The sequence below is a fragment of the Intestinirhabdus alba genome, from assembly GCF_009711095.1.
Classification (GTDB): Bacteria; Pseudomonadota; Gammaproteobacteria; order Enterobacterales; family Enterobacteriaceae; genus Intestinirhabdus; species Intestinirhabdus alba.
Window position 1 is genome coordinate 23944 of record NZ_WMJZ01000006.1, and the last position, 21063, is coordinate 45006.

The 21063-nt window shown below is 61.6% G+C and carries 15 protein-coding genes; 10 read left to right on the plus strand and 5 right to left on the minus strand.

What is annotated here, in order from left to right:
* Positions 1–55: 55 nt before the first annotated feature.
* From murQ to tadA, 3 genes are all read left to right on the plus strand, one after another.
* On the plus strand, positions 56–949 hold the full coding sequence (gene murQ / locus GJV78_RS06010) for an N-acetylmuramic acid 6-phosphate etherase (protein ID WP_155107475.1): 894 nt from the start codon (positions 56–58) through the stop codon (positions 947–949).
* 164 nt (positions 950–1113) lie between these two features.
* Positions 1114–1749, plus strand: coding sequence for a phosphatidylglycerophosphatase C (gene yfhb / locus GJV78_RS06015; protein ID WP_155107476.1), 636 nt, complete (start codon positions 1114–1116; stop codon positions 1747–1749).
* A gap of 120 nt (positions 1750–1869) precedes the next feature.
* Positions 1870–2475, plus strand: coding sequence for a tRNA adenosine(34) deaminase TadA (gene tadA, locus GJV78_RS06020; protein WP_155107477.1), 606 nt, complete (start codon positions 1870–1872; stop codon positions 2473–2475).
* Here tadA and mltF read toward each other — a convergent pair.
* Positions 2442–3965, minus strand: coding sequence for a membrane-bound lytic murein transglycosylase MltF (mltF, locus tag GJV78_RS06025; protein ID WP_155107478.1), 1524 nt, complete (start codon positions 3963–3965; stop codon positions 2442–2444). The two genes, tadA and mltF, sit on opposite strands and share 34 nt — an antisense overlap.
* 417 nt (positions 3966–4382) lie before the next feature.
* Between mltF and purL the strand changes: the two genes are divergently transcribed.
* The 5 genes from purL to glnB all read left to right on the plus strand — a co-directional run bounded on the left by purL (position 4383) and on the right by glnB (position 13070).
* The gene (purL, locus tag GJV78_RS06030) at positions 4383–8270 is read left to right on the plus strand and encodes a phosphoribosylformylglycinamidine synthase (protein WP_155107479.1); all 3888 of its coding nucleotides are present in this window, start codon (positions 4383–4385) and stop codon (positions 8268–8270) included.
* A 547-nt stretch (positions 8271–8817) separates the two neighbouring features.
* The gene (gene qseE, locus GJV78_RS06035; RefSeq protein WP_155107480.1) at positions 8818–10257 is read left to right on the plus strand and encodes a two component system sensor histidine kinase QseE/GlrK; all 1440 of its coding nucleotides are present in this window, start codon (positions 8818–8820) and stop codon (positions 10255–10257) included.
* Between the two features lie 11 nt (positions 10258–10268).
* Positions 10269–10982, plus strand: coding sequence for a two-component system QseEF-associated lipoprotein QseG (gene qseG, locus GJV78_RS06040; protein ID WP_155107481.1), 714 nt, complete (start codon positions 10269–10271; stop codon positions 10980–10982).
* Positions 10982–12316, plus strand: a complete 1335-nt coding sequence (gene glrR / locus GJV78_RS06045) for a two-component system response regulator GlrR (RefSeq protein ID WP_167519397.1) — start codon at positions 10982–10984, stop codon at positions 12314–12316. Before qseG ends, glrR begins: the two co-directional genes overlap by 1 nt.
* 415 nt (positions 12317–12731) lie before the next feature.
* Positions 12732–13070, plus strand: coding sequence for a nitrogen regulatory protein P-II (gene glnB, locus GJV78_RS06050; RefSeq protein WP_000717694.1), 339 nt, complete (start codon positions 12732–12734; stop codon positions 13068–13070).
* Positions 13071–13111: 41 nt separating this feature from the next.
* Here the strand turns inward: glnB and hmpA are convergent, their stop codons facing one another.
* Complete coding sequence (hmpA, locus tag GJV78_RS06055) at positions 13112–14302, minus strand: NO-inducible flavohemoprotein (protein WP_155107483.1); 1191 nt, start codon at positions 14300–14302, stop codon at positions 13112–13114.
* Positions 14303–14628: 326 nt separating this feature from the next.
* Between hmpA and glyA the strand changes: the two genes are divergently transcribed.
* The gene (gene glyA, locus GJV78_RS06060) at positions 14629–15882 is read left to right on the plus strand and encodes a serine hydroxymethyltransferase (RefSeq protein WP_155107484.1); all 1254 of its coding nucleotides are present in this window, start codon (positions 14629–14631) and stop codon (positions 15880–15882) included.
* A gap of 243 nt (positions 15883–16125) precedes the next feature.
* Positions 16126–17265 (plus strand): 3-phenylpropionate MFS transporter, encoded by a 1140-nt coding sequence (locus GJV78_RS06065; RefSeq protein WP_155107485.1) that lies wholly within the window; start codon positions 16126–16128, stop codon positions 17263–17265.
* Here GJV78_RS06065 and csiE read toward each other — a convergent pair.
* The 3 genes from csiE to GJV78_RS06080 form a co-directional block, all read right to left on the minus strand.
* Positions 17257–18537, minus strand: coding sequence for a stationary phase inducible protein CsiE (gene csiE / locus GJV78_RS06070; protein WP_155107486.1), 1281 nt, complete (start codon positions 18535–18537; stop codon positions 17257–17259). The genes GJV78_RS06065 and csiE overlap by 9 nt on opposite strands.
* A gap of 283 nt (positions 18538–18820) precedes the next feature.
* On the minus strand, positions 18821–19429 hold the full coding sequence (locus GJV78_RS06075) for a KpsF/GutQ family sugar-phosphate isomerase (RefSeq protein ID WP_155107487.1): 609 nt from the start codon (positions 19427–19429) through the stop codon (positions 18821–18823).
* The gene (locus GJV78_RS06080) at positions 19426–21063 is read right to left on the minus strand and encodes an FGGY-family carbohydrate kinase (RefSeq protein ID WP_155107488.1); all 1638 of its coding nucleotides are present in this window, start codon (positions 21061–21063) and stop codon (positions 19426–19428) included. The genes GJV78_RS06075 and GJV78_RS06080 overlap by 4 nt, the downstream gene beginning before the upstream one ends.

The window sequence follows — 21063 nt, forward strand, 5'->3', positions numbered from 1 at the left end:
TTGTATTCCATTATTGTGAAGTATTATGAATTAAAAATTCCTGAGGAATAACCACATGAATCTTGGCGCATTAGTGTCAGAAACCCGCAATCCGGAAACCATGGATCTGGACGCGCTCTCCACCCTGGAGCTGGTGCAGCGTTTCAACCAACAGGACAGCCGGGTGGCGGCGGCGGTAAAAGCGACGCTGCCGGCGGTGGCCCGGGCGGTGGATGCCGCCGCAGAGGCGTTAAAGGCGGGCGGTCGCCTGATTTACATGGGGGCGGGCACCAGCGGCCGTCTGGGGGTGCTGGACGCCGCGGAGTGCCCGCCAACCTTCGGCGTGCCGCATGGCCTGGTCGTCGGGCTGATTGCCGGAGGCCCGGACGCGCTGCTCAGGGCGGTGGAGGGGGCGGAGGATAATCCGCAGCTCGGAGAAGCGGATCTGATCGCGCTTAACCTCAGCGCCCGCGATCTGGTGGTAGGGCTGGCGGCCTCCGGGCGAACGCCGTATGTGCTGGGCGGGCTGCGCTATGCCCGCAGCATGGGCTGTACCACCGTTGCTATCTCCTGTAATCCCGACTCCCCGCTCGCCGGGGCGGCGGACATCGCCATTTCGCCGGTGGTGGGGCCTGAGGCGCTGACCGGCTCGACCCGCCTGAAGTCCGGTACCGCACAAAAGCTGGTGCTCAACACCCTCTCCACCGGCGCGATGGTGAAGTTTGGCAAGGTTTATCAAAATCTGATGGTAGATATGAAGGCCAGCAACCATAAGCTGATGGATCGCGCCTGCCGGATGGTGGTAGAGGCAACCGGCGTTGCGCGGGAAGAGGCGGAAACGCTACTGCAGCAGACCGGCTATGAGGTGAAGCCGGCTATTCTGATGGCGCTTACCGGCCTTGACGCCGCCGCCGCTAAAGAGAGGCTGGCGGCCCATCAGGGGTTCCTGCGTGGGGCGCTGTCGCGCTGAGAGGAAACGGCGCGCGACGCCGGAAAAGTGACGCGCTATCTGCCAGGCTTGTCAGGGGGGGGCTTAATCGCTCGATACATTATTAAGAACCCGGCCCGCCAGCGGCCATCGGCGGAACTGCGGTTTACCGGCCGATAAGTTTTAACGATTCGGAGGTGCAAGGTTTGACCAGTCATGGGCGTCGCGTTGTATTTTTTGACCTGGACGGTACGTTACATCAACAGGATATGTTCGGCAGCTTCCTGCGCTATCTGCTGCGGCGTCAGCCCCTGAACGCGCTGCTGGTGCTGCCGCTGCTGCCGGCGATCCTTGTGGCGCTGCTGATTAAAGGGCGCGCCGCCCGCTGGCCGATGAGCCTGCTGCTGTGGGGCTGCACCTTTGGCCGCAGCGAAGCGAGCCTGAAGGCGCACCAGGCCGGGTTTGTCCGCTGGTTTCGCCAGAACGTCACGGCGTTTCCGCTGGTGCAGCAGCGCCTGACCACTTATTTGCTCAGCTCCGATGCCGATATCTGGCTGATCACCGGCTCGCCGCAGCCGCTGGTGGAGCAGGTCTACTTCGATACGCCGTGGCTGCAGCGGGTCAATCTTATCGCCAGTCAGGTGGCGCGCGGCTACGGCGGCTGGGTGCTGACCATGCGCTGTCTGGGTCATGAAAAGGTGGCCCAACTGGAGCGTAAAATCGGCGCGCCGCTGCGTCTCTACAGCGGCTACAGCGACAGCAGGCAGGACAATCCGCTGCTCTATTTTTGCCAGCATCGCTGGCGCGTGACGCCGCACGGGGAGCTTCAGCAGCTCGAATAGCGGCGGCATAACGCCGCGTTCCTCAGGCCGGACTGCGCGGGATAAATTGAGCGGTAAGGCGCGGCGGTCGCGGCCAGTGGGGCGGAAACCGCGCTTCACCACCAGGGGCCGCCTATATCAATGCCTGTGCAGCTTGCCCCAGGACGGGTGTATAATGCGCCCGCTTTTATTACCGGAGTAACCCCCTTGTCTGATATCCAATTGAGCCACGAGTACTGGATGCGTCATGCCCTGACGCTGGCAAAGCGCGCCTGGGACGCGCGGGAGGTGCCGGTTGGCGCGGTACTGGTGCATAACAATCGTGCGATTGGCGAGGGCTGGAACCGGCCTATCGGCCACCACGATCCGACCGCCCACGCCGAAATTATGGCGCTGCGCCAGGGCGGGCTGGTGCTGGAGAACTATCGCCTGCTCGACGCCACGCTCTACGTCACCCTGGAACCGTGCGTCATGTGCGCGGGTGCGATGGTGCACAGTCGGATTGCGCGGGTGGTCTTCGGTGCGCGTGATGCAAAAACCGGCGCGGCGGGATCGCTGATGGATGTGCTGCACCATCCCGGCATGAACCATCGAGTAGAGGTAACCGAAGGGGTGCTGGGGGAGGAGTGCGCCGCGCTGCTCAGCGAATTTTTCCGTATGCGCCGCCGGGAAATTAAGGCGCTGAAGCGTGCTTCGGCGCAAACGGACGAGGGTCAGTCTGCCGCGGCAGGCCCGGGGGAGAGATAGTTCGCCGACGACTGTGACAGAAACGAGGAGAGGGAGAGCGCCCGGCGGATAAATTCATCGGGGGTGACCGCCGGATAATCTTCGGCCAGCTTCATCTCCACCGCCCGCTGTCTCTCTTTCTCCCGCAGGTAGCCCTCCAGGCTGAAGTGGTATTTACGAATATTTTCCACATAGGCGTAGGCCTCATGCCCGCGCGCATAGCCCCAGGTCAGCTTGCTGTAATAGCGCTTCTGGCTGAGCAGCGGCAGGCGCTGCTTGACGTCGGCCCAGCTGTCCGGATTGCCCTGGGTTTTCGCCGTCAGCGCCCGGGCGTCAATCATATGTCCATAGCCCATGTTATAGGCCGCCAGAGCGAACCAGATCCGCTCGTCTTCCGGAACGCTCTCCGGCACCTTGCTTATCATCTCCTGCAGGTAGCGCACGCCACCGCTGATGCTCTGCTCGGCGTCGGTGCGGTCGGTCAGCCCGAGGCTCTGGGCGGTGTTTTTGGTCAGCATCATCATGCCGCGCACCCCGGTGGGCGAGGTCGCCTGCGGGTCCCAATGGGATTCCTGCCAGGCGATCGCCGCCAGCAGCCGCCAGTCGATCCGATCCGCATATTTCTCAAACAGCGGCCTCAGCTCCGGCAGGAGAGTATCCACCGCGCGCAGGAACGTGCGGGTATCAACATAGTCAAAATTATCCCCGTGTCCGAGATACTTTTCTTCAAGGCGCGCCAGCGATCCCTCCTCGTTCATCGTGCTGAAAAAGTCGAGCAGGGCGGCGGAAAGGGTATCGTCATTGTCCAGGCGACTGAACCAGGTGACGGGCTGTTCATCGGTTACGTCCAGCGCGACGGCCAGTTCGGGATGCACCCGCTGGAACAGGCTGATGGTCACCGAATCGGCGATGGTGTAGTTCAGACGGCCGTTAATCACCTCGTTCAGCAGCTCGTTGGTGCCTTTTCTGCTCTCTACGGTCCAGCCCAGCCGGGGATATTTTGCCTCTTTCAGCGCCTGGAGATCGCTGATGACCACGTGCCCCGGCGCGATGATGAGCTGGCCTTCGCCTACGCCTGCCAGCGAGCGCGGACGATACTGTCCTACCCGATAGACCAGCTGCTGTGAGGCGGAGTAATAGGTGGGGCCGGGCCGGTAGTTTTTTACCCGCTCGCTGTTGTAGACCAGCCCCGCAGCCAGCAGGTCGGCGTTGTCGTTATCGAGGTCGTCAAACAGCTGGCTGATATTCTGGCGAACGGTGACTTTAAGCTTAACGCCCAGATAGTTAGCAAACTGCTGCGCCAGCTCGTAGTCCAGCCCCCAGGCCTGACCGTTAAGCTGGGAATAGGTCAGCGGAGAGCTGATAGTGCTTACGCGCAGCTCTCCCCGCGACTGGATGGCGGCGATACGATTTTCAGCTTTACCGAACCAGGGGATGGATGGCCAGAGGGCCGCTGCCAGCAGCAGCGTCAGTATGCCGATGAACAGATAATTAAGCTTTAATTTTTTCAAACGGATAATTCTCTGCGGCGTGCGTTGCCTCAGCCTGTGAATTGCCTTAATAAGACCAGGATTAATCTCCAGGCTGTGTCCCGTAACCGGGCGTCCCGCAGGGCTGGGGCCATTCAGCTCCGCTGCCGCGTTACTCGCCGTGCATTTGGAATAACCAAATATTACGGCTCGCGCCTTGCCCCGGACCTGAATGACCGCCAGCGACGCTCACGAACGGTTACGGGACACAGCCTAATGTGCGGCATTTTGCGTAAACTTCCGGCAGTTGGCAACCTATTCAATCACCTGGCGCACCGCAGGGCAAAAAAACGTGGCGATTTTATTTCCACGCAAACGGTTTCGTCAGCGCCGCAGATTCTTTATAATGACGCCCGTTGCCCACCCGGACCCCCCGAAAGTTTAAAAGACGAGAGACTTATGATGGAAATTCTGCGCGGTTCGCCTGCACTGTCTGCATTCCGTATTAACAAACTGCTGGCGCGTTTTCAGGCGGCCGGTCTTCAGGTTAGCGCGCTGTACGCGGAGTACGTCCATTTTGCCGCTCTGAATGCCCCCCTGAGCGATGGCGAACGCGCGCAGCTTGCCCGCCTGCTGGAATATGGCCCGCGCCTCGGCGGCTCCGCCCCGCAGGGGAAGCTGCTGCTGGTGACGCCGCGCCCCGGCACCCTCTCTCCCTGGTCTTCCAAAGCGACCGATATCGCCCATAACTGCGGCCTGCGGCAGATTGAGCGCCTGGAGCGCGGCGTCGCTTACTTTATTGAAGCCGCTGCGCTGAGCGACGAGCAGTGGCGGCAAATCGCCGCCGGGCTGCACGATCGCATGATGGAGAGCGTGTTCACCTCGCTGAGCGATGCGGAACGGCTCTTTGCGCATCAGCAGCCGACGCCGGTGACCGCCATCGATCTGCTGGGGCAGGGGCGTCAGGCGCTGGTGGAGGCCAATCAGCGCCTCGGTCTGGCGCTGGCCGAAGACGAAATTGACTATCTGCAGGACGCCTTTCAGACGCTGGCGCGCAATCCAAACGACATAGAGCTTTATATGTTCGCCCAGGCGAACTCCGAACACTGCCGGCATAAAATATTCAACGCTGACTGGGTGATTGATGGTAAACCGCAGCCGAAGTCGCTGTTTAAAATGATTAAAAATACCTTCGTCGCCACGCCGGATCACGTACTGTCCGCCTATAAAGACAACGCGGCGGTAATGGAAGGCTCGGAGGTCGGGCGCTATTTTGCCGATTCGCGCACCGGGCGCTACGACTTTCACCAGGAGCCGGCACATATTCTGATGAAGGTGGAAACTCATAACCACCCGACGGCGATCTCGCCGTGGCCGGGGGCGGCTACCGGCTCCGGCGGTGAGATCCGCGACGAGGGGGCCACAGGGCGCGGGGCGAAGCCGAAGGCCGGGCTGGTGGGGTTCTCGGTCTCTGACCTGCGCATTCCGGGGTTTGAACAGCCCTGGGAGGAGGATTTCGGCAGGCCGGATCGCATCGTCTCCGCGCTGGATATCATGACCGAAGGCCCGCTCGGCGGCGCGGCGTTTAACAATGAGTTTGGTCGCCCGGCGCTTAACGGCTATTTCCGCACCTATGAGGAAAAAGTGAACAGCCATAACGGCGTGGAGCTGCGTGGCTATCACAAGCCGATCATGCTGGCCGGCGGGATCGGCAATATCCGTGCCGATCACGTGCAGAAAGGTGAAATCACCGTCGGCGCGAAGCTGATCGTCCTCGGCGGCCCGGCGATGAATATCGGCCTCGGCGGAGGCGCGGCCTCCTCCATGGCCTCCGGCCAGTCCGATGCCGATCTGGATTTTGCCTCCGTCCAGCGCGACAACCCGGAAATGGAGCGCCGCTGCCAGGAGGTGATCGACCGCTGCTGGCAGCTGGGCGACGCCAACCCGATTCTGTTTATCCATGACGTCGGCGCGGGGGGGCTCTCCAACGCGATGCCGGAGCTGGTCAGCGACGGCGGGCGCGGCGGCAAGTTCGAGCTGCGCGATATTCTTAACGACGAGCCGGGCATGAGCCCGCTGGAAGTCTGGTGTAATGAATCCCAGGAGCGCTACGTGCTGGCGGTCGCCGCCGACCAGCTGCCGCTGTTTGATGAGCTGTGCAAGCGCGAGCGGGCACCTTATGCGGTGATTGGCGAAGCAACCGAAGCGCAGCACCTGACGCTGAACGATCGCCATTTTGACAACCGGCCCATCGATCTGCCGCTGGACGTCCTGCTTGGCAAAACGCCGAAAATGACCCGTGACGTGCGGAGCCTGAAGGCCCGCGGCGAGGCGCTGAACCGCGCGGAGATCGCCATCGCGGACGCGGTGAAGCGCGTGCTGCATCTGCCGGCGGTGGCGGAAAAAACCTTTCTCATCACCATCGGCGACCGCAGCGTTACCGGTATGGTGGCGCGCGATCAGATGGTTGGCCCGTGGCAGGTGCCGGTGGCGAACTGCGCGGTTACCACCGCCAGCCTTGACAGCTACTACGGCGAGGCGATGGCGATCGGCGAGCGCGCGCCGGTGGCGCTGCTTGACTTCGCCGCCTCCGCCCGGCTGGCGGTGGGCGAAGCGTTGACCAATATCGCGGCCACGCAGATTGGCGACATTAAGCGCATCAAGCTTTCCGCCAACTGGATGGCGGCGGCCGGTCATCCGGGAGAGGACGCCGGTCTGTATGAGGCGGTGAAGGCGGTGGGCGAGGAGCTGTGCCCGGCGCTGGGCCTGACCATTCCGGTGGGCAAGGACTCGATGTCGATGAAAACCCGCTGGCAGGAGGGAGGAGAACAGCGCGAAATGACCTCGCCGCTCTCATTGGTGATCTCCGCCTTCGCCAGGGTTGAGGACGTGCGCCAGACCGTCACGCCGCAGCTCGTGACCGAAGAGAACGCCCTGCTGCTGATTGACCTCGGCAAGGGGCGAAACGCGCTGGGGGCCACGGCGCTGGCGCAGGTATACCGTCAGCTCGGCGACACGCCGGCGGACGTGCGCGACGTGGCGCAGCTGAAAGGGTTCTATGACGCCATTCAGGCGCTGGTGGCGGCGCGCCTGCTGCTGGCGTACCACGACCGCGCCGACGGCGGCCTGCTGGTTACCCTGGCGGAAATGGCCTTTGCCGGCCACTGCGGTATTCTGGCGGATATCGCCACGCTCGGTGACGATCGGCTGGCGGCGCTGTTCAGCGAAGAGCTGGGGGCGGTGGTTCAGGTGCGCGCGGCGGACCGCGACGCGGTGGAAGCCCTGCTGGCGCAGCACGGGCTGGGCGACTGCGTACACTATCTGGGGCAGGCCGTTTCCGGCGACCGCTTTGTGATTGAAGCCGCCGGGCAGACCGTGTTCAGCGAAAGCCGTACCACGCTGCGCGTCTGGTGGGCGGAAACCACCTGGCAGATGCAGCGCCTGCGCGACAATCCGGAGTGCGCCGATCGCGAGCACGAGGCGAAGGCCGACGACAGCGATCCGGGCCTTAACGTGAAGCTCTCTTTTGATATAAATGAGGATGTCGCCGCGCCCTATATCGTCACCGGCGCACGACCGCAGATTGCCATCCTGCGCGAGCAGGGGGTGAACTCTCACGTTGAGATGGCGGCGGCGTTTCACCGGGCGGGCTTTGACGCCATTGACGTGCATATGAGCGACCTGCTCGGCGGGCGTACCGGCCTCGGCAACTTCCACGCGCTGGTGGCGTGCGGCGGCTTCTCCTATGGTGACGTGCTGGGCGCGGGCGAGGGCTGGGCAAAGTCGATCCTCTTTAACCGCCGGGTGCGCGAAGAGTTTGAGACCTTCTTCCATCGTCCGCAAACCCTGGCCCTCGGCGTGTGCAACGGCTGCCAGATGATGTCCACGCTGCGCGAGCTGATCCCCGGCAGCGAGCTGTGGCCGCGCTTTGTGCGCAACCATTCGGATCGCTTCGAAGCCCGCTTCAGCCTGGTGGAGGTGACGCAAAGCCCGTCGCTGCTGCTGCAGGGGATGGAGGGTTCAAGAATGCCGATCGCCGTCTCCCACGGCGAAGGGCGCGTCGAGGTACGCGACGGCGCGCACCTGGCCCGGCTGGAAGGCAAGGGGCTGGTGGCGCTGCGCTATGTCGACAACGTCGGCAGGGTGACGGAAGCCTATCCGGCCAACCCGAACGGATCGCCGAACGGCATCACCGCCGTCACCAGCGAAAGCGGCCGGGTGACGATCATGATGCCGCACCCGGAGCGCGTATTCCGCAGCGTCAGCAACTCCTGGCATCCGGCGAACTGGGGCGAGGACGGTCCGTGGATGCGCCTTTTCCGCAATGCGCGTAAACAGCTGGGATAACGGCGAGCGCCATTTGCCCGACAGCGCCCGGCAGGCGAAATCCTGCCGGGCGTTTTCTTTAGGCCATACCTTCAGGGTGTCGGGATTTACCGACACTTGCCGCGTGGGGGGGTCTCCAAAAGGAGACACTTAACGTGTTGATTTATATACATCGAATTAATTCGAATTCGTAGTGTCGCTTTATGGCGACGCTTTGCTGAAAAAATGCGCTCCGGCGTTCCGGTGGGTAAATTAAAAAAATGATAAAATTTATGTAGTTAACATTTTAATGTGAATATTGGCACAATTGATGCATATCATTAACCAGTGGCTCATTCACCTTCTTATGTCAGCCCCTCCGGGACGCGCTACATAAACCTCGAATGACGCACAACAAGGTGCCTGCCGTCCAGCTTCTGATAACAGCGTAGCTTTATCAACCATCGGGCGAAACGTCGAGTTAGGCACCGCCTTATTTCACAACCAGGCCGGGTTTATCCCGGCCTGGTTGTATCTGGCGTTCCCCTCAGTTAGCATCCGCTTATCCCTGTCCGATGAGAATAACGCTTTGAAGCGCTGGTCCGTTTTTCCCCGTTCGTTACGACAGCTGGTTATGCTGGCGTTTTTGCTGATCCTTCTGCCGCTGCTGGTGCTGGCCTGGCAGGCGTGGCAGAGCCTGAACGCCCTCAGCGCCCAGGCGGCTCAGACCAACCGTTCAACGCTTATTGACGCGCGCCGCAGCGAAGCGATGACCAACGCCGCGCTGGAGATGGAGCGCAGCTACCGCCAGTATTGCGTGCTTGACGATTCCACGCTGGCGAAGGTGTATCAGAGCCAGCGCCAGCGCTACAGTGAAATGCTGGAGGCGCATGCGGGCGTGCTGCCGGACGGCCGGCTCTACCAGGCGCTGCGCCAGGATCTGCAGGACCTGGCCCGCCTTGAGTGTAAAAATAGCGGCCCGGACAGCGCCGCCGCCGCGCGTCTGGAAGCCTTCGCCAGCGCCAATGCCGAAATGGTGCAGGCGACCCGCGCGGTGGTCTTTTCACGAGGTCAGCAGCTGCAGCGGGAGATCGCAGAGCGCGGGCAGTTCTTTGGCTGGCAGGCGCTGGGGCTGTTTCTGGTTAGCCTGGCGATGGTGCTGCTGTTCACCCGAATGATTATCGGGCCGGTGAAGGGGATCGAGGGGATGATCAACCGGCTGGGGGAGGGGCGCTCGCTGGACAGTATCGCCTCGTTTAAGGGGCCGAGCGAGCTGCGGTCGGTGGGGCAGCGGATCGTCTGGCTGAGCGAACGTCTCTCCTGGCTTGAATCGCAGCGCCATCAGTTTTTACGCCACCTCTCTCATGAACTGAAAACCCCGCTGGCCAGCATCCGCGAAGGCACTGAGCTACTGGCCGACGGGGTGGCCGGCGCGCTGACGCCGGAGCAAAAGGAGGTGGTCACTATTCTTGATAACAGCAGCCGCAACCTGCAAAAGCTGATTGAGCAGCTTCTCGATTACAACCGCAAGCTGGCCGATAGCGCCATCGAGCTGGAGAGCGTGGACATTGAACCGCTGGTGGAGATGGTGGTCGCCGCCCACAGCCTGCCGGCCCGTGCGAAATCTATGCATACCGAGGTGGCGCTGGCCGCGAGCCGCTGCCTTGCGGAACCGACGCTGCTAATGAGCGTTCTGGACAATCTTTATTCCAATGCGGTGCACTATGGCGATGAATCCGGTAACATCTGGATCCGCAGCAGCTTGCATGGTCAGACGGTGCACATTGATGTCGCCAATACCGGTACGCCGATCCCGCCAGAGGAGAGGACCATGCTCTTCGAGCCTTTCTTCCAGGGCAGCCGCCAGCGGAAGGGCGCAGTGAAGGGGAGCGGCCTGGGGCTGAGCATCGCCCGGGACGGCATCCGCCGTATGCGGGGGGAATTGTATCTGGTGGATGAGCGCGCGCAGGAGGTCTGTTTCCGCATCGTGCTGCCGCTCTGTGCGTCGAAACCATTAAAACAAAGCTAAGCCTGGTGAGTATGCCACACGTTTTTATTCGGATTTTTCAACGATTTTTCGCCCGCCGCCTGCTGCTGGCGGGTGCGCCGTGCCTGGCGCTGTTGGGCTGTGTGCCGCACGCCGCAACGCATAGCGTCACAGACCACGCGCAGCAGCGACTCCCTTCCGCCCAGCTGGCGGATTATTTATCCACCGAATGCGCGGATATCTGGGCGCTGCGGGGGCAGACCACGGAGTCTAACCCGCTGTACTGGCTGCGGGCCATTGACTGTGCTGCCCGTCTGTCGCCGGGCCAGTCGCGCGCGAAGGCCCGCACCTTTGACGACGAGAGCTGGCAGGGGGCCTTCAAGCGCGGCGTGCTGTTGGCTGAGGCTAAAATTACCCCTCCGGAACGGCGCGCGTTCGTCTCCCGGATGGACGCATTAAGCTCGCAGATCCCGGCCCAGGTGCGGCCGCTGTATCAGGTCTGGCGCGACGTCCAGGCGCTGCAGCTGGCGCTCGCCGAGGAGCGCCAGCGCTACGGCAGGCTGCAGCAGACCAGCGATGAAGAGCTGGACGCGCTGCGTCAGCAGCAGCAGCAGCTACGGCAGCAGCTGGAGCTTACCGCCCGCAAACTGGAGAACCTGACCGATATTGAGCGCCAGCTCTCCTCCCGAAAGCCCGCAGGCAGCTACGCTCCCGAGACGCCGCATGTTGCTGACCAGCCGGCACTCCCCGCAGAAGGAGCGCAATGATGAGCCGCAAACCGGCGCATTTACTGTTGGTGGATGACGATCCGGGCCTGCTGAAGCTGCTCGGAATGCGTCTGACCAGCGAAGGATACCGCGTGGTGACGGCGGAAAGCGGCGCGGAGGCCCTGCGGGTGCTGAACCGCGAAAAGGTGGATCTGACGATCAGCGATTTGCGGATGGACGAAATGGACGGTATGCAGCTGTTTGCCGGGATCCAGAAGCTCCAGCCGGGGATGCCGGTCATTATTCTTACCGCCCACGGTTCGATTCCGGAGGCGGTGGCGGCCACCCAGAAAGGGGTGTTCAGCTTTCTGACCAAGCCGGTGGATAAAGACGCGCTGTATAAGGCCATCGACGAGGCGCTGGAGCAGTCTGCCCCTGCCGTTGACGACGGCTGGCGCGCGGCTATCGTCACCCGCAGCCCCCTGATGCTGCGCCTGCTGGAGCAGGCGCGAATGGTGGCGCAGTCCGACGTCAGCGTGCTGATTAACGGCCAGAGCGGCACCGGCAAGGAAATTTTCGCCCAGGCTATCCATAACGCCAGCCCGCGCAGCGGCAAGCCCTTTGTCGCCATCAACTGCGGCGCGCTGCCGGAGCAGCTGCTGGAATCGGAACTGTTTGGCCACGCCCGCGGTGCCTTTACCGGGGCGGTGAGCAACCGTGAAGGGCTGTTCCAGGCGGCGGAGGGGGGCACGCTGTTTCTTGATGAAATCGGCGACATGCCCGCGCCGCTGCAGGTCAAGCTGCTGCGCGTGCTGCAGGAGCGCAAGGTCAGGCCGCTCGGCAGCAACCGGGATATCGATATCGACGTGCGGATCGTCTCCGCCACCCACCGCGATCTGCCGAAGGCGATGGCCAGGGGCGAATTTCGTGAAGACTTATACTATCGCCTGAACGTGGTGAGCCTGAAGATCCCGGCCCTGGCCGAGCGCACGGAGGATATTCCGCTGCTGGCGAACACGCTGCTGCGTCAGGCGGCGGAGCGGCACAAGCCGTTCGTCCGCGCCTTTTCGACCGATGCGATGAAGCGGCTGATGACCGCCAGCTGGCCGGGAAACGTGCGCCAGCTGGTCAACGTCATTGAGCAGTGCGTGGCCCTGACCTCCTCGCCGGTGATTGGCGATGCGCTGGTGGAGCAGGCGCTGGAGGGGGAAAATACCGCGCTGCCGACCTTTGCCGAGGCGCGCAATCAGTTTGAGCTGAACTACCTGCGCAAGCTGCTGCAGATCACTAAAGGCAACGTTACCCACGCGGCGCGGATGGCGGGGCGCAACCGCACGGAGTTTTATAAATTGCTTTCCCGTCACGAGCTGGATGCGAACGACTTCAAAGAGTAGCTTCGCGTTTCAGCCCGCCTCGTAAACGGCCGTGCGCCGGGGCGATTTTTATCCTTTGCCGCCGCGAAGCCCCGTGAATGATTGGGCGGACCGGCGTATTATGTTAGGCTGTGTCCCTTAACCGTCCGCGAGCGTCGCTGGAAGTCATTCAGTACCGGGGCAAGGCGCGAGTCGTAGGATCCGCGCTTCCGGATGCGCGGCGAGTCACACGGTAACGGGCCTGAATGGCCCCAGCCCTGCGGGACGCGAGCCAGAAGTGCGTACTCGGCGTTGTCGGGCTTGAACAGAGTTCACTCTGTCCTGCGCCCTCCGCCTTGATTACGCGCTTCTGGCTCAGCGTCGACGTCATGCCCGGTTAAGGGACACAGCCCAGGTTTATGAGCGTAAAAGACAGGCGACGTTTTCAAGGAACACCATGAAAAAGATTGATGCGATTATTAAACCCTTCAAGCTGGACGACGTCCGCGAAGCGCTGGCGGAAGTCGGTATTACCGGAATGACGGTGACGGAGGTAAAAGGCTTCGGCCGCCAGAAAGGGCATACCGAACTGTATCGCGGCGCGGAATATATGGTCGACTTCCTGCCAAAGGTAAAAATTGAAATCGTGGTGCCCGACGACATCGTCGATACCTGCGTGGATACCATTATTCGCACGGCGCAGACCGGTAAAATCGGCGACGGTAAGATCTTCGTCTTTGACGTGGCGCGGGTGATCCGCATTCGCACCGGCGAAGAGGACGACGCGGCAATCTGATTCAACGCCCTCCCGTACGGGGAGGGCGCTTCACTCTCTTCTTACAGCACCTTATGTGGGCCAAAGCACTCATAGTGAATGGCGTCGTGCTTCACGCCCAGCTCCACCAGCTGCCCGGCGACGAACTGCATAAAGCCGACCGGGCCGCACAGATAAAACTGCATCGCCGGATCGGCGATCGCCGCCTTCAGCGGGCGGAGATCCATCAGCCCCTCGCTGTCAAACGCGCCCCTGGCGCGATCCGCCTCGTCCGGCACGCGATACCAGGTATGGGCGGTAAAGCGCGGCAGCGCGCCGCCCAGCTCGCGAACCTCGTCGGCGAAAGCGTGAACGGTGCCGTTCTCCGCCGCGTGGAACCAGTTAACCGGGGCGGTATGCTGCGCCTGCGCCAGGGTATCCAGCATCGCCAGCATCGGCGTCTGGCCGACGCCCGCCGAAATCAGCGTTACCGGCGTGTCGTCAGCCACGTCCATAAAGAAATCGCCCGCCGGCGCGGCCAGCTGCACCACGTCCCCCGGCTGCGCATGATGGTGTAGCCAGTTTGACACCTGTCCGCCCTCTTCGCGCTTCACGGCGATGCGATAGCCTTTGCCGTCCGCCCTGCGGGTGAGCGAATACTGACGAATCTCCTGCCAGGTAAAGCCCTCCGGCTTCAGCCAGACCGCGAGATACTGGCCGGGGCGATAGGCGGCCACCGGACCGCCGTCGACCGGCTCCAGTTCGAAGCTGGTAATCAGCGCGCTGCGCGGCGTTTTTGCCGCAATGCGAAACGCCCGGGTGCCTTCCCAGCCGCCCGCTTTGCTCGCGCTCTCGCGGTAGATTTCCGCTTCGCGGTTGATAAACACGTCAGCCAGCACGCCGTACGCCTTGCCCCAGGCATCCAGCACCTCCTGGCCGGGGCTGAACATCTCGTCCAGCGTCGCCAGCAGGTGCGTGCCGACGATGTTGTACTGTTCGGGTTTGATGCGGAAGCTGGTGTGCTTCTGGGCAATCTTTTCGACCGCGGGCAGCAGCGCCGGCAGGTTCTCAAGGTTGCTGGCGTAGGCCGCAATCGCGTTAAACAGCGCTTCGCGCTGGGCACCGTTACGCTGATTGCTCATGTTAAAGATCTCTTTAAGCTCCGGGTTATGAGCAAACATACGATCGTAAAAATGGGCGGTCAGTTTGGGGCCGGTTTCAAGCAGCAGGGGGATGGTGGACTTTACGGTGGCGATGGTTTGAGTATCAAGCATAGCGTTTTCCTTTCTGTTTAACTTTTATAATGTATTTAAAATACATTTTATAAATAATGTCCCTACATTGTAAATGGTTCATTGTCATTTTGCTTTTAAAATGTAATGGGTTGAAAACCTGCTATCACAATCCCGAAAAGAAATCCGCGGGCGGCGCGCTTTGCTGTCAGCCCGAAAGCCTTGTCCGGCGTGCAGGTAATCGTTTTCGTACAATCCTCTGTCAAGACCTGTTATCGCAAAGTGATTCAGTTATACTGGGTGCCGCTGTCCAACCGGACCGCCCTTTAAGGCCAAAATTTTATCGTTAGCTGAGTCAGGAGATGCGGATGTTAAAGCGTGAAATGAACATTGCCGATTATGATGCCGAACTGTGGCAGGCTATGGAGCAAGAGAAAGTACGTCAGGAAGAGCATATTGAACTGATCGCCTCCGAAAACTACACCAGCCCGCGCGTGATGCAGGCGCAGGGCTCTCAGCTGACCAACAAATATGCGGAAGGGTATCCGGGCAAGCGCTACTACGGCGGCTGCGAATATGTCGACGTCGTTGAGCAGCTGGCGATCGACCGCGCGAAGGCGCTGTTCGGCGCTGACTATGCCAACGTACAGCCGCACTCCGGCTCCCAGGCTAACTTTGCCGTTTATACCGCGCTGTTGGCACCGGGCGATACCGTGCTGGGGATGAACCTGGCCCACGGCGGCCATCTGACCCACGGCTCCCCGGTTAATTTCTCCGGTAAGCTGTACAACATCATCCCTTACGGCATTGATGAAGACGGTAAAATTGACTATGAGGAGATGGCGAAGCAGGCTCAGGAGCACAAACCGAAGATGATCATCGGCGGCTTCTCCGCATATTCCGGCGTGGTTGACTGGGCGAAAATGCGTTCCATCGCCGACAGCGTCGGGGCTTATCTGTTCGTCGACATGGCCCACGTTGCCGGCCTGATTGCCGCAGGCGTTTACCCGAACCCGGTTCCGCACGCCCACGTGGTGACCACCACGACCCATAAAACGCTGGCGGGTCCGCGCGGCGGCCTGATCCTGGCGAAGGGCGGTAGCGAGGAGCTGTACAAAAAACTCAATTCTGCCGTCTTCCCCGGCGCTCAGGGCGGTCCGCTGATGCACGTTATCGCGGCCAAAGCCGTTGCGCTGAAAGAGGCGATGGAGCCGGCGTTTAAAACCTATCAGCAGCAGGTGGCGAAGAACGCTAAAGCGATGGTGGAGGTGTTCCTGAACCGCGGCTATAAAGTGGTTTCCGGCGGCACCGACAACCACCTGTTCCTGCTGGATCTGGTTGATAAAAACCTGACCGGCAAAGAGGCGGACGCCGCGCTGGGCCGGGCGAACATCACCGTTAATAAAAACAGCGTGCCGAACGATCCGAAAAGCCCGTTTATCACCTCCGGCATCCGTATTGGCTCTCCGGCGGTTACCCGCCGCGGCTTCAAAGAGGCTGAAGTGAAGGAGCTGGCCGGCTGGATGTGCGACGTGCTGGACAACATTCACGACGAGTCGGTCATCGAGCGCATCAAGGGGAAAGTCCTTGACATCTGCGCGCGTTTCCCGGTTTATGCCTGAGTGAGATCCCGGACAGGGAACCGCGTTTTCCCTCTTTAGTCAGCAAATCAGAGGCTTCCTTCGGGAAGCCTTTCTCTTGATGGCTGACCAATCCGGATGCCCGGTCAGCAGAATAATTTTGCTGCGCCCTCCGCCTTGATTACTCAGCGTCGACGCCATGCCCGGTTAAGGGACACAGCCTAATGTACGCTTGCGTCGGCCCCTTTTTCTCGCCAGACTAACGCCTCCATACCGGGAGGAATTATGGCTTTGCACTCCACGCGCTGGCTGGCGCTCGCTTATTTTACCTACTTCTTTAGCTACGGTATTTTTCTGCCTTTCTGGAGCGTCTGGCTCAAGGGGATGGGGCTAACGCCGGAAACCATTGGCATTCTGCTTGGTGCCGGGCTGGTGGCGCGTTTTCTCGGCAGCCTGCTGATTGCTCCACGGGTGAGCGATCCTTCCCGGCTGATTGCCGCGCTGCGCATCCTGGCCCTGCTGGCGCTGCTCTTTGTGCTGGCCTTCCGGGCGGGAACCCACGTGGCGTGGCTGATGGTGGTGATGATCGGTTTTAACCTCTTCTTTTCCCCGCTGGTGCCCCTTACCGACGCGCTGGCCAATACCTGGCAAAAGCAGATCGTTATGGACTACGGCCGCGTACGGCTGTGGGGCTCAGTGGCCTTTGTCATCGGCTCGGCGCTGGCCGGAAAGCTGGTGAGCCTCTATGGCCATCAGGCCATCCTGGCGTTGCTGATCCTCGGCATCGCCTCAATGCTGCTGGGGATGCTGCTGCGCCCGCATATCCTGCCGCAGGGGAGCAGCCGCGATCGGCAGCACGCCGGCTGGCCCGCCTGGCGGTCGCTGATCGCCCAGAGCTGGCGCTTTCTCGCCTGCGTCTGCCTGCTGCAGGGGGCTCACGCCGCCTACTACGGCTTTAGCGCCATCTACTGGCAGGGGGCCGGTTATTCCGCCTCGGCGGTGGGCTATTTATGGTCGCTGGGCGTCGTGGCGGAGGTGATTATCTTTGCCCTGAGCAACCGGCTTTTCCGCCGCTTCAGCGCCCGCGATCTGCTGCTGCTGTCCGCCCTCTGCGGCGTGGTGCGCTGGGGGCTGATGGGCTGGACCACCGCGCTGCCGTGGCTTATCGTGACGCAAATCCTGCACTGCGGCACCTTTACCGTCTGCCATCTGGCGGCGATGCGCTATATCGCCACCCGCCAGGGCAGCGAGGTTATACGCCTGCAGGCGGTCTACTCCGCGGTGGCAATGGGGGGCAGCATCGCCGTGATGACCGTGTTTGCCGGCTTCCTCTATCAGCACCTTGGCCACGGCGTATTCTGGGTTATGGCGCTGGTGGCGCTGCCGGCGATGGTGCTGCGGCCAAAGGTGGCCGCCTCAGTCTGATTCCAGCATTCTGCGGATCTGCTGCTGCTGATGTGCCGTCAGGGTCCGGTCGGCGTGGATCAGCGGCGGCGAAAAGAGCGGCAGCGGCGTGGTCCAGGGCGTGACGATCAGCGCCACGCCGCGCGGCGATCCCGACGTCCGGAACGCCTGCACCGGCATATGCCGGATATTGAGCGGCAGCAGGGTTAGCTCTCGCAGCTGTCGCTCAATTTGCGCCTCCAGCACGCTGTCGCGGCCGGTCAGCAACAGGATCTGTTTTTCGTGCAGCGCGTTTTCCTGCATCATCCATGCGCCGAAGATCACCGCCACCAGCCCGGTCTCTTCCTCGGAAAACCGCACCGCGAACTCCTTTTCAAAGTCGCTCAGGGCCTCTCGGGTGGTGCGCATCAGGCGGGGATAGAGGCGGGAGAACTCCTCCGGCAGCGCGTTATCGATGCCAATAGCGAACAGGCTGCGGTTCAGCGCCTGGGCCAGGTGCACGTAAAGGCGATGGGTCAGCCCCTGTTCGTCGCTGAAGCGGACGTTGCCCGCTTCGCGAAAGCGCCGGGCCAGGCGGGCGACCGCCGGACGCAGGCGTCGGGCCTGCTGATGGTCGTCGCGGCCGGGATCGGGAATGCGGATCATTGAAAACAGCAGCGCCATAAACAGCGCTTCGTCCGGCGGGGCGGTTTGCATTACCCGCCGCTGCCAGTGGCGGCCAATTTCCTGCGCCAGCTGATACTCCATACAGGACTGCGCCCACTGCCGCTGCGCCGGCGTGAACGTTGGCGAGAAGCCCGCATGGTGCTGCAGCAGGCAGTATTGCAGATAGAGGCGCAGGAAATGCACGTCGTGGCGCTCAAACGGCTTTTGCAGGCGGCGGGCGCAGAGGTTAATCAGCGCCTGCAGGTTGGTATCGTCATACAGCGTGCGCGCAATGCCGCGCTGCTTAAGCTCGGCCTTGAGCGCCGGGGTAAATTGACGCGCGACAAACGCCGGGCACAGGCGCAGGCCGCGCCTGAGCCAGTGTAAAAGACAGAGGCGCTGATCGAGCGCCGTTCCTTCAATCCGGTAGCCGCCGTTCTGACCCGGCTGAATGGTGAGTCGATGATAGCGCTGGATCTCCAGCCCCGTTTCGCTGATGTCCTCACGCACCCTCTCTTCATCGACGCCGTTCAGCGCGCCGATCGCCTCCGTCGTGGCGGCTTGCCACGGCTGGAAAAGCGTCAGCAGCGCCTGGCAGCGGCGCTGGGGAGCAGAAAGTACAGATGTTGAAACAGGCGCTGACATCATCCGTCGGGTCTCCCTTAAATATACCCATTAAGAATAGCAAAGTGGTTTTCATAAATTTCATGAATGTGCATCTTTACGCTAGGAATGCCGGGGGCGGTCACAGAATTTTTAACGGACTGGGCGGGTAAAGGGAGTGAAACGCAGCGTCAGGGCGCGTTTTTTTGCTGTTTTATCTCTTGCCGGAGGCAAACGCTCCGCCGGGTTCCGGCGGAGCAGAGGTTCGCTCAGGCCATGTTTCCCGTCGGCTACGCGGGAGTTCTGGCCCGTTTCAGGCGCGTGCGGATTACAGGCTGTCCGGATTCCGGCTCAGGGTTAATCCGACGTCGCCCCCCGGATGTACCGTTAACAGCGTCTCTTTCGAATAGTCGCTCTCGCTCATCAGGCAGGCGCAGGCGGCGTCGAAAATCGCCAGCACCAGTATGATGGAGGTGGTCGCCAGCATATTCAGCGGGTCCGCCTCCTGCTGAACGCCCGTGGAGATAACCAGCCGGGAGGCCTTTGCAATAGCTGAATCCGCATTTTCAGTGACGCTGAGCAGCGGGACGTTTTTCGTCGCCAGGCCCGGCAGCAGTCGGGTAAGCTCGTCGGAGTTGCCTCCGCGCGACAGCATGATGACCAGGTCGTCGGCGCGTAAAAACCCCAGATCGCCATGGGCGGCGTCGGTGGCGTTCAGATAAATAGCCGGGCGCTCAACGCAGGCGAGCATATGCGCCACCTTGCGCGCCGCCACGCCGGAGGTGCCAACGCCGGTCACCACGATTTTACCCCGGCAGCCGCGCAACTCGTCCAGCAGCGCCTGCCACTGGACCATGCTCAGATGCTGCTCAAGTCCCGCCAGCGCCTCGCTGTAGAGCCGCCAGACGCGGCTGGCCTGTTGCCATGCGCTGTTCATGCTCCCTCCTGCATCAGCTGACGATACTTCATATGATCCTGGTACATCTCGTGGAAAACCCGGTACTTACGGTCATAGTACTGCTTAATGCTGTTGGTCTGCGGAGTCACCGTTTTGCCAATCCGGCTCATTGCCGACATGGCTTCCGGGAAGGTGTCAAACACCCCGGCGGCGAGGGTGCCCATCATGGCCCCGCCCAGCAGCATCGCCTCGCTCTCTTCCGGCAGCAGCATCGCGCAGCCGGTGGCGTTGGCGTGCTCCTGAACGAAGATCGGGTTTTTGGTCCCGCCGCCGCTGGCCATAATGGTGTCAATGCTGTAGCCGCTTTGGTTCATGGTTTCAATAATATGCCGGGTGCCTAAGGCTATCGCCTGAATCGTCGCCAGGTACTGCAGCGCCATATCTTCCGGCGTGCGGGAGAGCTTCAGGCCGGTAATCGCTCCGGTCAGCGTCGGGTTAGCGCGCGGCGAACGGTTGCCGTGGAAGTAGGGGAGAATGTGCATATCGCGGGTCAGGAAGGCGATATTCTCAGGCTCGCCGGCCATTTTACGCAGCAGCGCGTTCAGGACTTCATAAATAGTCTGCTGCTGGCTTTTCGCCTGCGCCAGCAGGGCGTCGTAGCAGGGATGCGACTGAATCACGTGATCGATCAGCGCCCCGGTCGCCGACTGTCCGCCTTCGTTCAGCCAGTACTCCGGCAGGATCGCCGAGTAGTACGGCCCCCAGACGCCGCCGATGAAACGCGGCTCTTTAGAGATAGCCATATGGCCGGTGGAGGTGCCGCCAATCAGCGCCACCCGGCGATCGAAGTCGGCCACCTCGCCGGTAACCCCGCAGGCCCCCAGCGTGCCGAGGGTGCCGGCGTGGGCGTCAATGATCGAGACGCTGACCGCGGTGCCCGGCACCAGCCCCATTTCGCTGGCGGCGCGCTGGGTCAGGCCGTGGCCGAGCGGTTCGCCCATCTTTTTCACATAGCGGCCAATTTTTTCCGCGTCGTGCTCCAGCAGATCTTCCAGACCAATCTCGCGGAAATAGCTGGCGTCCCATTTGTCCTCATGGCCCATGTAGGTCCATTTGCAGACGGTGGAGCAGAGCGAGCGCGTATCGTCGTTGGTGGCGCGCCAGGTCAGAAAATCCGGCAGGTCAAAATAGTAGCCGGCGTTGGCCCAGGTGTTCGGCATATGCTGCTTCAGCCACAGCAGCTTCGGGGTCTGCATTTCCGGAGAGATGATGCCGCCAACGTACTCCAGCACCCGATGGTGCAGGGCGTTAATGCGCTCAGCCTGGGTGATGGCGCGGTGATCCATCCACACGATAATGTTCTGCTCGCTGCGCCCGGAGGGGCTGACGGTCAGCGGCTTGCCCTCTTTGTCCAGTACCACCAGCGAACAGGTGGCGTCAAACCCCAGCCCTTTAACCTGGATGGGGTTGATATCCGACTGGTTAATGGCGTCGCGAACGGCGTTGCACACCGCCTGCCAGATGTTGTCTGAAGATTGCTCAACAAAATCGGCCTGCGGACGGTAAATTTCAATGGCACGACTGGCCTGGCCGACCATTCTGCCGTTGAGATCAAATACGCCTGCGCGGGCGCTTCCGGTTCCTACATCCACACCAATGAAATAGCTCGCCAT